The 12320-nt window shown below is 65.6% G+C and carries 17 protein-coding genes; all 17 read right to left on the bottom strand.

Annotation, left to right across the window (positions count from 1 at the left end; genetic code table 11):
- Positions 1-2: 2 nt before the first annotated feature.
- Positions 3-542 (bottom strand): integrating conjugative element protein, encoded by a 540-nt coding sequence (locus D5301_RS06840; protein ID WP_029886384.1) that lies wholly within the window; start codon positions 540-542, stop codon positions 3-5.
- Complete coding sequence (locus D5301_RS06835; RefSeq protein WP_029886383.1) at positions 539-1141, bottom strand: transglycosylase SLT domain-containing protein; 603 nt, start codon at positions 1139-1141, stop codon at positions 539-541. The genes D5301_RS06840 and D5301_RS06835 overlap by 4 nt, the downstream gene beginning before the upstream one ends.
- Complete coding sequence (locus D5301_RS06830) at positions 1123-1848, bottom strand: TIGR03759 family integrating conjugative element protein (protein WP_009459680.1); 726 nt, start codon at positions 1846-1848, stop codon at positions 1123-1125. The genes D5301_RS06835 and D5301_RS06830 overlap by 19 nt, the downstream gene beginning before the upstream one ends.
- Positions 1849-1862: 14 nt before the next feature.
- A complete protein-coding gene (locus D5301_RS06825) occupies positions 1863-2504 on the bottom strand; it encodes a hypothetical protein (protein WP_029886382.1) in 642 nt (213 codons plus the stop codon).
- On the bottom strand, positions 2501-3100 hold the full coding sequence (locus D5301_RS06820; RefSeq protein WP_029886381.1) for a PilL N-terminal domain-containing protein: 600 nt from the start codon (positions 3098-3100) through the stop codon (positions 2501-2503). Before D5301_RS06820 ends, D5301_RS06825 begins: the two co-directional genes overlap by 4 nt.
- Before the next feature lie 147 nt (positions 3101-3247).
- On the bottom strand, positions 3248-3454 hold the full coding sequence (locus tag D5301_RS06815; protein ID WP_009459683.1) for a hypothetical protein: 207 nt from the start codon (positions 3452-3454) through the stop codon (positions 3248-3250).
- A gap of 115 nt (positions 3455-3569) precedes the next feature.
- The gene (locus tag D5301_RS06810; protein WP_033972367.1) at positions 3570-5849 is read right to left on the bottom strand and encodes a helicase-related protein; all 2280 of its coding nucleotides are present in this window, start codon (positions 5847-5849) and stop codon (positions 3570-3572) included.
- A 135-nt stretch (positions 5850-5984) separates the two neighbouring features.
- On the bottom strand, positions 5985-6290 hold the full coding sequence (locus D5301_RS06805) for a hypothetical protein (protein ID WP_009459685.1): 306 nt from the start codon (positions 6288-6290) through the stop codon (positions 5985-5987).
- An 89-nt stretch (positions 6291-6379) separates the two neighbouring features.
- Positions 6380-6700 carry a hypothetical protein gene (locus D5301_RS06800; RefSeq protein WP_033972366.1) on the bottom strand — a complete coding sequence of 107 codons (321 nt, stop codon included), beginning with the start codon at positions 6698-6700 and terminating at the stop codon, positions 6380-6382.
- Positions 6701-6749: 49 nt separating this feature from the next.
- Positions 6750-7904, bottom strand: coding sequence for a DUF6094 domain-containing protein (locus D5301_RS06795; protein WP_219795426.1), 1155 nt, complete (start codon positions 7902-7904; stop codon positions 6750-6752).
- A gap of 20 nt (positions 7905-7924) precedes the next feature.
- On the bottom strand, positions 7925-8572 hold the full coding sequence (locus D5301_RS06790) for a hypothetical protein (protein WP_033972364.1): 648 nt from the start codon (positions 8570-8572) through the stop codon (positions 7925-7927).
- A 76-nt stretch (positions 8573-8648) separates the two neighbouring features.
- Entirely contained in the window at positions 8649-8909 is a 261-nt protein-coding gene (locus tag D5301_RS06785) for a hypothetical protein (RefSeq protein ID WP_033972363.1), read from the bottom strand.
- Between the two features lie 16 nt (positions 8910-8925).
- Positions 8926-9333: a hypothetical protein gene (locus D5301_RS06780; protein ID WP_033972362.1), complete on the bottom strand. Its 408-nt coding sequence runs from the start codon at positions 9331-9333 to the stop codon at positions 8926-8928.
- Between the two features lie 105 nt (positions 9334-9438).
- Positions 9439-9780 (bottom strand): hypothetical protein, encoded by a 342-nt coding sequence (locus tag D5301_RS06775; RefSeq protein WP_033972400.1) that lies wholly within the window; start codon positions 9778-9780, stop codon positions 9439-9441.
- A 95-nt stretch (positions 9781-9875) separates the two neighbouring features.
- Positions 9876-10565 (bottom strand): DUF3275 family protein, encoded by a 690-nt coding sequence (locus D5301_RS06770; protein ID WP_033972360.1) that lies wholly within the window; start codon positions 10563-10565, stop codon positions 9876-9878.
- A gap of 57 nt (positions 10566-10622) precedes the next feature.
- The gene (locus D5301_RS06765) at positions 10623-11525 is read right to left on the bottom strand and encodes a DUF3577 domain-containing protein (protein WP_033972358.1); all 903 of its coding nucleotides are present in this window, start codon (positions 11523-11525) and stop codon (positions 10623-10625) included.
- 368 nt (positions 11526-11893) lie between these two features.
- On the bottom strand, positions 11894-12247 hold the full coding sequence (locus D5301_RS06755) for a DUF3085 domain-containing protein (protein ID WP_009459699.1): 354 nt from the start codon (positions 12245-12247) through the stop codon (positions 11894-11896).
- Positions 12248-12320 lie beyond the last annotated feature (73 nt).

Below are 12320 nucleotides of genomic sequence, written 5' to 3'. Positions count from 1 at the left end.
CTTCATTGCTCGATGCCGGTGGCCGTGATCAGCGCCGGGTAGTGCCGCAGGCCCAGGCGATCGGCCAGGTCGTCTCCGGCTACGGGCGCGAGCGGCACGCCCGGCACCAGGGCACGCAGCCGTGCCAGGCCCTGCGCGGTCTCGACATTGACCACCAAGCCGACCGCGCCGCGTTCGCGCAAAGCAATGCCGCGGCGCTGCAACCAGGCCCGGGAGGCGTCGTCGTCGCCGATGACCACGAACGGCCGCAGGCCGGGCGCTTCGATCACGCGCCGCGCGACGGTGCCAGGCGTGAGTTTGGCGCTGCGCACCGGCAGCATCGCTGCCTCGTCCGCGGGTGTGGCGGGAACCTGTGGCGTCGGAATGGGCGGCCGGGCCGGGACATCGGCGCGCGGCTGGAGGTTGAGGGCCTCGTAGTACGGCAGCGCCGACGTGCCACCGCGATCTTCGACCACGATCAGCGGATCGCCGGCACGCGATGCCAGCGGCAGACCCGCCAGCAGCACAAGCAGGCCCCGCAGGGCCAGATGGGATTTCGTCATGGGGAAGTCTCCTGGCGCGTGGCGAGCACCGCGGCGTTTGGGCGTGCGCCCTGCACACGCGCGAGATGGCGCGACACGCTGCGCCGGTAGCGGGCGGCGGGCTCGCCGCCCGCAGGACGGTGGTAGCGGCCGATCGCCAACAGCCAGTCTTCGCCGGACGTGTGCTGCTCCTTCAGGATCTCAGCGGCGATGGCGAGGTTGCGATAAGGGTCCAGCAGGTCGCACGCGCTGGTGAAGCGGTGCTTGTGGTAACCGAGGTTGATCTGGCCCAGGCCTGCATCGATGCGCGTGTGGGGCGTGGCGCGCATTGCCTGTTGCAAGCCCGAGCAGGCGTCGGCGCGCGTGGCGAAGCGGCGCGACTGGCCGGCGACATTGAGGGACCACGGCCACGGGACGATGCGCCCGTTGCGCCGAACACCGCTCTCCTGCAAGGCCACGGCGTAGAGTACGGTCGAGGGGATGCCCGCCCGCTGTGCGGCGAGCTGGTAGGCCGGTGGTGGAACCTCCTGGGCATGGACGGCGCAGGCGCACAGGCCGGTAGCAAGCAGCAGTGCGCGCAAGAGCTGCGAGACGGAGGTCGCTACGGTTGACGCTGCCATTGGCCGTTCACCTCGCGCACAGCCGCGGGCAAGTCACCGGGCAGGCCCAGCGACAGCCAGCGGCCGCCGTCGTGGTTGAGGGTAATGCTGCCGCTGCGCACGCGCGCCGGGTCGATCTGCGCGCGCTTGGCCCAGTCGCGGATGCGTGCATCGTCCTGGCGGCTGCCCACCATATACAGGTCGAACTCGGCACCCGAGGATTGCAGGCGCTGCACGAGCTGCCCACAGGCCGCGCAGCCGTCCTTGACGAACACCGCCATTCGGCCGCTGCCGCGCGCGGTGCCGGCGCCCGGCCCGTCGTCGGGCAGGTTCACGCGCTGCATGCCGGGGTTCAGGCGCTGCCAGGCTTCGTCGTAGGCGCGTTGGTAGGCGAGCAACTTCTCGACGCGGCGTGCCTCGATTTGCACCTGCAGCTCTGCATAGCGCCGCCGTTCTTCGTCGGTGCGTGCCTCGATGCCTAGGGCAGACAGCGGGTCCAGGTTGGGCGAGTAGATGCCCAGCGGCCCATCCATCAGCTCGCGGTAACGCACCCATTCCTGGGGTTGGAGGCCCCAGTTGCTTGCTACTCGGTCGTCCAGGACGCGGGCGGCCAGCGGGCGCTCCTGGCTCTGCGCATTGCGGGCGGGAGCCGTGGCTGACTGCTGCGCCCACGCGGGCCACTGGACTGAAGCCAGTAGGAGTGCGGAAAGGATGATCGACGGCTTCATGTGGTGTGCTCCGATCAGGGAATCGCCACGCGACGGGTCTGGTCGCCGGCTTGGAACACCGCGGCGCTGCCATCGATTGCCTGCAAGCGCCATGGGCCGACCGCATCACCGGGCAGCAGCACCTGAAGCTGGTCGGGCGTGAAGTCCCCACTGCTCGGCGCGACGGACACGCTGCGCTGGCCTGCGCGCAGTTCGGCGCCGACGATGCGGAACGGCAATGGCGGCGGTTCAGACTTGGCTGCGGGCTTGCTCGATGTGCGCGGCTGGACGGGGGCTGCTGCACGCGCGGCGGTCTGGCGCGTCTTGATCTGCTCGATCTCCGCGCGCAGCGCCTGAAGGTCGTCGGCGGCTGCGTAGCCGCTTAGTGTTTTCTCAACCTGGGAAGCGCGTGCTTCCAGGATTTGGCGGGTGTCTTTGAGGTCCGCCGCCGTTGCGACGGCCGGACGCTGCTGGATGGTCTCGATGGCCTCGGCCAGGGCCACCGCCTGCGCTTCGAGGCGTTGCAGACGGGAATCGAGCCGTTCCTGGTCGGCCTGGTCGCTCATCGCCTGGTAGCCGAGGGCCACGATGACGCTTAGACCGAGCAGCCAGAGCCAGAGCAGGCTTTGCACCACCACGGCGGCGGTCGGGCGACGCGAAGATTGCGGAGCGTTCATGGCTGGCCTCCTGGAGTGGAAGGCATCAGCGGGAAGGTCTGCACCGCATCGGCGGCGGTCGGTTCGGGCATGGGTTCGGCGGCCACGCTGTCGCCGGGCCGCTCGAAGCAAATCTGTCGTGCGCGGTCATCCGCGTGCAGTTCCCAGGCCGGACCAGCCAGGGTGAGCAGCGCATCGCGCAAGGTCATGGGACCGAGATGCAGGTGCGCCGCCGGGAGTGGCAGCTTATACAGCTCGATCACGGCATGCGCCGTTTGGCACAGGCTGTAGCCGCTGCGCTTGAGCACATGCCGCAGCCCATCGCCGACCGTGGCGCGGGCATCCTCGGGCATCGACACGTCGATGGTCTGCAACAGCAGGTCGCGCTGCGCCGCTGTAGGGGCCAGTTCGACCAGCGTGTAGCGGGCGTAGCGCACGACCGGGATGTACTCGGGCGCTTCGGGTTCGGGCGCGGCCGAGACTTCCTCGATGGTGTCGGGCGCGACCGGCGCAGTCGTCGTCGCGCAGCCACCGGCCAGCACCGACCAAAGCAGGCCGAGAAATCCCGCCAGCAGGCGGCGTTCGGGATGGTGAAACCAGGGTGGAGAGGGGCACATAGCTCGGCGTCCTGAAACATCGAGCCCTCACCATCGCCGCTCGGGCTACGAGCGGCAGCAAACAATGCGAACCAGACAGCGCCCGATTTGCCGGCAGCGCCTTCACCAAAGAAAGGCCCCAAGTTGGGGCCTGTGAAAATGGGTCTCTTATTTCTCGTCGTCGATGCCCATGCGCTCACGCATTTCGGCGAGGAACGCCTCGGGGGCCATCAGACCATAGCGTGCCAGGCGCACAGGGATGTCCTCCGCATCGAGGTTCCCATCTTCGATGCGCTGTCGCAGGAAATCCGCAATCTCGGCTTCCAGCTTCCGTTGGGTGTCGATGGCTTCGGACGGTTGGGTGTTGGTATTCATGGAAATCTCCTTGGGATGAAAAAAGCGCAGCCACCTCCACGGAGAACGTGGGCGTGGCTGCAAGGTGGGAACAACAGAAATGCCGGCGGCGCTAGGCCGGCTTGTGGCGTGGGAATCAGGCGGCGACCAGTTGCCGGGCCAGTGCGACCTCGACGGAATCACCATCCTGGTTCAGGACATCCAGCCCCGATTCGGGTACATCGCCCGAGGTGGACTGCGAGACCATGATCTTCTTGGCCATCAGTTCGAGGCATGTCATCTGCGAGGAACCGGCGTAGCCGAGATAGATCACGCGCACGGGGTGCTTCTGCCCGATGCGCCAGGAGCGGCGTGCCGCCTGCTGGAGCGAGTACACGTTGTAGCCCGACTGCATGAACACGATCGTCGGGAACTCCAACAGATCCAGCCCCGTCTTGACCAGCTCGGGGTTGGTGATGAGCACGTCGATGCCACGGTCCAGTTGCTCGGCGATCCAGTCTTCGCGGCGGCTGGCGTCCACGCTCGCGCGCAGCACCGCCACCTTGAAGCCCTCCTGCTCCAGCAGCACCTTCAGGCGCGACGTGGTGTCGCGCGTGCCGGTATAGACCGTGTAGGCCAGAACCTTGCGGCCTTGCGCCTTCTCCTCTTTGCAGATGTCGATCAGCTCGCGCTCTTTCGGTGTCACCTCGAACTCGTTGAACTGAGCCGGGACGAACGCCAAGGTGTTGCGCGTGCGCGGATGCACCACGGTCTCCGACCGGAAGCAGCAATCCGGCCAGGCCAGCAGCACGTTGAGGACCACACCCAGCAAGGTCGTATCGCGTCGCGCCAGAGCCTGTTTCAGCTCCGCGGTCAGCCGACCCGCCAGATCGCGGTAGGCCGCGGCTTGCGCCGTGTCCATCGCGACTTCGCGGAACTCCTCGTCATACGGCGGCAGGACGTTGCCGCCGATGTCCTTGAGCTTGAGGAAGATCGTGAACGGCAGGATGCAGCGCAAGACGCCCTTGGGGCCGAAGCCCGGAGCCTTGACCGTGCGCACCGATACCTTGGTGCCCTTGGCCGTCTTGTGCGCCGTGCCGGTGCTCTCGGAGTAGATGTCCTTCAAGACCCCGTGATCGCGCATGAACGCCATCGCAGCCGAGGTCATGCTGCCGCTCGTGGTCGGGCGGTAGCCGTCTTCGATCATCCGCCCAGGCAGGGCTCGGAACAGCAGATAGAACAGGTCGTCCCCATAGCCGCCCATCAGCGTGCCAGTCAGCAGCAAGGTCTTGCGAGCCTTCGCCGCCAGCACGCCCATGGCCTGGCCTTGGGCACTGCCGCCGTTCTTGTACTCATGGGCCTCGTCGGCGATGAGCAGGTCGAACGTGCCTTGCGGCAGGTACCTCTTGATGAACTCGGACGGTTGGTAGCCGCCCTCGCCGAAGCCGAACTCCATGTTGGCCATCGCGCGTTCCATGCGCGTGGCCTGACGGTCGGAAAAGACCAGTTCGCCGTTGCCGTCCATGAGGTTGATGAACTCATGCACGTTGTCCCCCAACATCGAGGCAAGGAAACCATCACCGAAGCGCTTCATGAGCTTCTGCGCGGTGATTTCCCCGATGGTCGGGATGCGCTTCAAGGCTTTGAGGACGGCCGAGGACTGATCGCTGCCGGACAGGCTGCGCGGGCGGATCAGCGTCCACAAGGGCGCGGCGCAATGGCTGCACTTCCTGCGGTACTCCTCGGCTTCAAGCGCGACCGGGTTGACCGGCTCGCCGTCGAGGTCGGTGATGACCGTGCCGCAGTCCGGGCATGCGGCGACGTCGCCGTGGCGGGTGCGTCGCTGGGTGAAGACAGGCTTCCAGTGGAAGCCCATCCGCATCCTCACGCGGCCCAGGACGAAGAACTCCTGACCCGTGGGCTGCACACCCAACTGCTCACGCAGCTTGATGAGCTTGACGAGCGTATCCGGCCCGTTAAGCACCCACACTTTGGCGCCCGCTACCGTCTCCTGGATCTCGCGCCGCCACTTGTAAACAAGGTGCGGCGGCGAAAGAACCAAGGTGCGGCGGTAGCCTTCGGCGTTGAGCACGGCGGCCGTGGCGATGCCGACGGTCGTCTTGCCGCAGCCCATTTCGCCATTGACGATCGCGGCATGTTCGCCACGGTCAATCAGCAGCTCGGCGGCGGCATGGACGACTTCGGCCTGGGCCTGGAACAGCTTGCGCTTGAGGCTGGCGACGATGAGCTGGCGATGTGCCTGCGGTTGGCCGGTATAGACCGGCGGATTAGCGCTGTTGAGGGCGTCGAGCAGTTCGTCGCCGAACTCGCCGACGAAATCCTGAAGGCTCAGGGTCAGAGGGGAAGATTCCGCATCGAGCAGTTCGCCCTGTACGGGCGCGGCTTCAGCGGCATTGGTTTCGAGATCGAGGGACATGGTGATGCTCCAAAGAAAATGGGGCATGCACCACCCCCAGCGGGGCAGTGGCATGCCCCGTGGTGGGAAGTAAATCGGCGCGTGGCCGAAGGTGGTTGAAGGTGCTGGCCTGGATGGCCAGCGGGTGAACCGTGCTCAGTCCTCGGACGGCAGAACGATGACGGTGGCGCGGCGCTCCGCGTCGGTAACGATGCGAATGGCCAGCCCCGGGTGGATCACGTAGTGCGATGCCAGCGAAGCACCTGATTGAAGTGCGGTGCTGTTGGCCTGCCATTGCTGGACGTTGACGTCGCCCCAGTCACCACGGGTGTGGCGCCTGAAGTACGGGATCGGGTCGAGGCGACCCGAGCGGACCAGGCGGTCAATGCCTTTGCTGAAGATAAGCGCCCCGATGGGGAACGCCAGCCTCTGGCAGTAGGTTTCGATGCGATGTGATGCCATGGGCTCCTCCTTGAAAGGTTATTGAGCCACGACACCCCTGGCGGAGTGAAGTGGCTCCGTCAGGTGGATGGGATGACGAGGTGGTGCCTTCAGATCAGGTCGCGCTCTTCGGGAAGCTGGACCACCGTGGTCTGGTGGTCTTCGCTGGTCTTCACGATCAGCACCAACTCCGGCGTGATGCGGTACTGGGAGATCATCAGGTTGTCCTGATCGAGTGCGACATCGTTGGCCTGGCGGGTGGCCTCGTCGATCTCGCCCCAGTCGCCGCGCACGTGGCGCTGTACATAGGACAAGGGATCGATGAGACCTCGGCGGGCCAGCCAGTGCACCTTTTCGCTCAACTGCAACGAGGCCGGTGCGAACAAGGGTTGCTTGTGCGGCGCGGGCCGCTGGAACAGACGTGAGAGCATGGTGTTTCTCCTTCGATGAAGTGCAGCAGGACGTCAGGCGTCCGGGGGATTAGCGGATGGTCAGCACCTCGCCCCGTGTCGGGGAGCCAGGCGTCATGTCCCACGCGCGGATGACGGGCACGAACTTGTCGGTGAGGATGCGGGTCTCGGCGATGGAGCCGTCGTCGCGTTCGGTGAATTCCCGCTGGAGCGTCTTGTCCTTGTGGGTGTCACCCTTGACGACGAGCACGCGCCCGGTCTGGGAGCGCACGACGCCGGAAATCGCACCCGCGGCCAAAGCCAGGGCGAGATGCCAGTGGGACAAGGCTCGCGCCGGTGGACGCAGCGATTGCTGCGCGGCCCCTAGGTGCGTGTCCAGAGACGGCCAGAGACCTTGCAGCCTGCCAACCTCGTCGGTGAACTGTTCGGGCTCCATCGTCACGCGGAAGAAGTGCTCCGGCTCGGCCGGACTGGCGGGGACGATGTACGGCAGGAACGGCCAGTCGCTCGGCAGTTCCTCGGGTTCGACTTCGCCAAGCCCAACCTGCAGCAGCAGATTGCGCACGGCCTTAATCGAATCCGACGCCAGCTCGCGCTGACGCACCCGACGGCCGAAGATCACCACCTGCTTGAACTGCGTCTCCACCGCTCGGTAGATGCGCAGGTCCGTGTAGTGGCGTGTCAGCCAGCCGACCAGCTCCGCGTCGAGCACGTAGCCGGGGACGATGAAGACCAGCACGCCGCCGTATTGCAGCAACGACAGACTGCGCTGATAGAACAGCTTTTCGAGACGGGCGCGGCCTTGGCCCTGATAGCCGATGTTGCCGTTGATGTCCTTGGACAGGTCGCCATACGGCGGATTCAGCCAGAGCAGCCCGAAGGACTGCTTGGAGACCATCGTGTCCATCAGGTCCGCGTGTAGGCAGTGATCGACCAGGCCGCGGGCATGGCGTGCCCGCTCCGCGTCGAACTCGACCGCGAACGCCTTGGCCTGCTCGCGCCCGAGGGCGTGGGCGGCTTCGGCGATCGCCACGCCTTCGCCGGCGCAGGGATCAAGGATGCACATCGGCCCGTCGCTGGGCATCAGTGCGTTGAGGGCTCTTTCGAGCGTGGGTTCGTCGGTTGGGTAGTAACCGTTCTTGGCGAAATTGCGGGCGAGCCGCGGGAACATGAGGGCCATGGAAGTCTCCTGGTTGGCGGGGGATGAATGGCGGAAGCACGCCAAGGCGTGCCTCCGTGGGTGGGTCAGGCCGCTACCGCTTCCGGCGTCCAGATCTTGGCCGGATACGGATAGGCCGTGAGCACGTCACTGCGGATCAGGGAACCCAGCGCCAGGGTCAGCGCCGGCACGTCGATGGCGAGCCGATGGCCTTCCAACGGCCCGAGGGCGAACGGAAGGCGGGCCAGCATCTCGCGGGTTTGCAGCAGTTCCAGCACGGTCTCGCGCCAGTGGTCGAGCAGCGGCAACGGGCAGGTGTCCCGCACCAGCATCCACAGGCGGTCAAGCCGGTGGGCGCTGCCCTGTGGCAGCAGTGCCAGTGCGCTGGCGTTGGCCTTGTCGGGCTTGACGCAGCGCCGGTCGAACAGCCACACGTTGGAGAGCGATCCGAACAGCGTTCGCCGGTAAGCGCGCGTGATGCGCTTTTCCAGGCGATCGACGTTGCCGATGAACACCGGGACGCTGCCGCCCTGGTCGGTGATGACGTGGAACTGGTCCAGTCCCTGCTCGTCGCGCCCGAGGGTCAGGCGAGCGAGGAACTGCTGGACGGCGGTGTCGCGCGCCCAGATGGACAGGAAGATCAGGTTGCCCTGGTCATCGCCGACGCAGGCGTCGGCCATCACGTCCGGGCATTCGTCGATGCGGTACAGCGTGGAAGAAGTATTGGTGGGCATGGTGGTGTCCTCGGATGAACGGGAACAGCATCGCCCGCTGGGGCAAGTACTGCCCCGGGGGGTGGAAGAAAATCGCTCAGTCCGGCTCGAACTGCCGGGTGTGCGGGTTGAAGTGAAGCGCCTCGTCCACCGCGGTGATCGGCGTGAAGCCGTCCAGGTAGATGTTGTTGAGGTACTGGTCGCGGTAGGTCAGTGCCTGCCGTGCCTGCTCCTCGGTGAGGCCGTTGTCGATGAAGTACCCCAGCATTTCTTCGTCGGAGGAAAGTTCGTCGTTGGACAAACTGCCTTCAACGAGCTTCAACAGCGAGGCGGGGAGCGCAGCCAGGATCGGGTCCATGTCGGTTCCTCCTGACTCAGGCCAACAGCGCCGCGGCGGGTGCCGTGGATGCCGTGGGGGTGCGACGCCGCGCGTGGTAGGCGCGAACGCCTGCACGCCAGTCGGCGGACTGCTCCGGCGCCATGTCGAGGTAGCTCAACGGGCACGAGTAGTAGTACGGGTGCATGGACTCGTCCAGCGGCTTGTAGCCCCACTGGTTGCCGCTGCGTTCCAGAAGATCGCAGCGGATGTAGCGCAGGGACTGGCCCGGTGCGAGATCACGATGCACGCCTTCGGCCTTGGCCGTCACTTCCGCGACGGACCAGAGGACGTTGCCGCGCAGCGTGTGGGCGATGACCTTCACGCTGGCGCGCTCGGTCTCCTGCTGTGCGATCAGTTCCGCGATCAGTTCAGACCGCGATTGAGGTGAGAAATACCAGCCCATGAGAGGCCTCCTGAAGAAGTAAAGCCGGAGGCCTCCCCGTGGGGAAGAACCCCCAGCGGGTGATGGAAATGCCGCGTGTGCGGCGAAGGAACCTATGCTTTGCCCTCAGTCCCAGTCGTCATCGTCGCGATCACAACCGGCCGGGCAGTAGCCGAACTCGATCCCATGCGAGCAGTAGCCATGCTCCGCATTCCAGTCCTGGGTTTCCTGCCGTTCGGCAGGTGTTGCGTAGTCCCATTCCCGGGTCGCGATTTCCAGCGCTTGAGTGCGCTGGTCATGCGGCAACCGACTGGCTTGCGCGTCGATCTCCGAGCTGAAAAGCGTGACCCAGTGATCCCAGGACAGGCCGCAACCACGTTGGGCATGCTCGGCGGCCGTCTTGCAAACGGCGCGCCACGCGGTTTCGTCCAGCGCGGAACGGGGTGTATCGCAAGCGATGGTGGACATGATGGAGACCTCCAGAAGAAAGCCGAGGCCTCCCCCCGCATGGGGAAGGAACCCCGGCGGGTGGATGAAGAACACCGCGGATGCGGCGTCCGCAATCACGCAGGTTGCAGTTCGGCCTGGCGGCTCCACTCCTGCGTCTTGAAGTCCAGCGCGTAGCCCAGTTCGCCCAGGCGGGCGATCTGCGCGCGCAGGGCGCGGCGGTCGATGGTCGAATCCAGCTTCACGGACTCGCCCAGCGGCCACAACAGGCCGAACAGCGCGGCGTCGCCATCCTCGGTGCTGCCGGCGGCAGCAGCCGCAGCAGGCGGCGCGTCCACGCCGAAGGGCGTGGTATCGACCAGCGGGTCCGCGGACGCCTGCACGGGTGCAGGTTTGGCGGACCTGGATGCCTTGGCGGGCTTGGCCGGCGTTGCCACAGGCTGCGTCCCTTGCTCTTCATCGAGCGGATCGACTTCCTGCGGGGCGAAGCTATGTGCTTCGGCCTTGCTCAGCTTGTCGATGCCGAAAAGTGTCATACCGTCCAGGTTGGCGCGCATCTCGAAACGCATGCTGCCGTCGCTGATCGGATAGCCTTTGAGGAAGATGTAGCGAAGAACGAACTCCCCTTGGTACTTGCCCTCGGGGTATTGCTCCAACTCCGCGTCTTTAATCGTGAATTTTCCGAGTTGGCATTCGAGCTTGCCAACATTGAACTTTCCGTTGCGGCCGTGAATGGTGCGCAGCGCGAGCTGGCCCGGGACGATGATGGGCGTGGCCGATTTCTCGGGTGCCGATGTGACTGCCATGATGCTTCTCCTTGAGGAATAGGAAAAAGGCAAGGCCCCGTGAGGGGCCATGCCGGATCAGAACGAAGCAGCCAATGCCGGCTCCTGCTCTTCGACTTCACCTGCGGGCTCGCGCTCGGCGGGCTTGACAGGCTGGTCGGCAGCGGTGTCGGCGGCGTCCTCGGCTTCGGGCGCGGGTGCGTCCTCGGCCTGCGCCTGGTTCGTCGGATAGACCTGCGTGCCGTCGATCTTGATCAGACCGATGTGGATCAGCGTCGATTCCAGGCTCGCTCCCGGCTCCCCGGCGCGCTCACCCTTGGTGCGGATGTACGGATCGATCTTCATGTCGTTCAACTTGAAGGCGATCAGCACCTTGCGGTCCCCTTCGATGGCCTGCACGCACCGGCGAACCAGGTGCTCGGCTTCAGGGGTGGCGACGATGGTGTCGAAGTACCGATAGTCCGGTTCACCGACAGGCCCGGCCAGAGCCGCGACGCAGCACGACAGGAACGGATCGCCATCCTTGGGGGTGACGTCCTTCGGACGGCTAAGGTAGCCGATGCCGCGGGTGATCAGCTCGTGCTGCTTGATGGAAGCCAGTTCGGCCCGGTCAAGCGGCTCGGCCTTGAGCAGTCGCGCCTTGAGAGACGCGGCGGCTTCACCCTTGCGCTCGCCCTTGTCGCGGATGTACGCATCGCCCCACAGGTCGCCGAGGCGGAAGCGCACCAGCGGGCGCTGCTTGGGATCGTCAACGCCGATGTAGCGCTGGACGAGGTTCTTGGCCTCGGCACCCGAGACCTTGACGTCGAAGTAGCGGTAGCTGGGGTCCCTGGCGGGGCCGACCAGCGCGGCAACGGTGCATGCCAGGAAAGGCTGCGCACGGCGGCCGCCCCGGACAGGCACTTCACGGACACGCTGGATATAGCCGATGCCCGAGGTGTGGAGGTCGAAATACGATTTCTCGTTGGACGTGGTGTTCATGGTGAATCTCCATAGGGAAGAAGCGGAGACACACCAGCCCCACGCATGCGGGGAAAGGTGCGTAACCCCGCGGTGGGTCGATAAGGCGAAAGCATCCGCCACCAGAGACTGGTGGCCGCTCGCGGATGGATGCGGTGCGAGCTGGCTCGGTCACGCAGTGGGAACTGCGACGCAACCTCGAAGACCGATGGTTGCCCGGCATGTCGCTGACAACGTCAGCAGGCATGGGGTCAGCATGGCCGGGCCTCGCGCGCGCGACAGCAATCAATCGGCATCCGGGCGCTTCCCATTTTTTCCAGGCTGCCCAGTTCCGCCCAAAAGAAAGCCCCCGAAATGGGGGCTTCAAGGGGTATGCGGACATTTTTGGACTACGCCGATTCCACCGCCGCCAGTGACAGATACGTAGCGGTGGCGGACAGCTCCAGATCATCTGAGCTTTGCAGAATGCGAGTGAAAACGCTGTCTTTCGGGTCGAAGAACTCGCCGAAGTCGTCGCCGCCAAGCTCGGCGCGTGCCAGTTCCCACCAGTCATCGAACGGGTCGGTATCCGGGTTGCAGCCGACGGCATAGGCCAGCAGCTTCACGCGGCCATCGGGGCGGCGCTCTCCGCGCTCGGCGAGGAAGTACACGCCCTGGTCCTTGGCCAGGGCGACGCGGCATTGGTTGGCGATGGCCTCGGCAAGCACGGGGCGCAGGTCGGAGCCTCTGAATCGCAGTGACATGGTTGAAATCTCCTGTATGGATGAAGAAAAAAAGCCCTCCACCGAAACGGATGGAAGGCTTGTGGGGCAGTCG

Origin of the sequence: Stenotrophomonas sp. MH181796 (genome assembly GCF_009659995.1) — a bacterium.
Lineage (GTDB): Bacteria > Pseudomonadota > Gammaproteobacteria > Xanthomonadales > Xanthomonadaceae > Stenotrophomonas > Stenotrophomonas riyadhensis.
The sequence above is the reverse complement of the archived record's forward strand: the minus strand, read 5'-3'. Positions and strand labels throughout refer to the sequence as shown.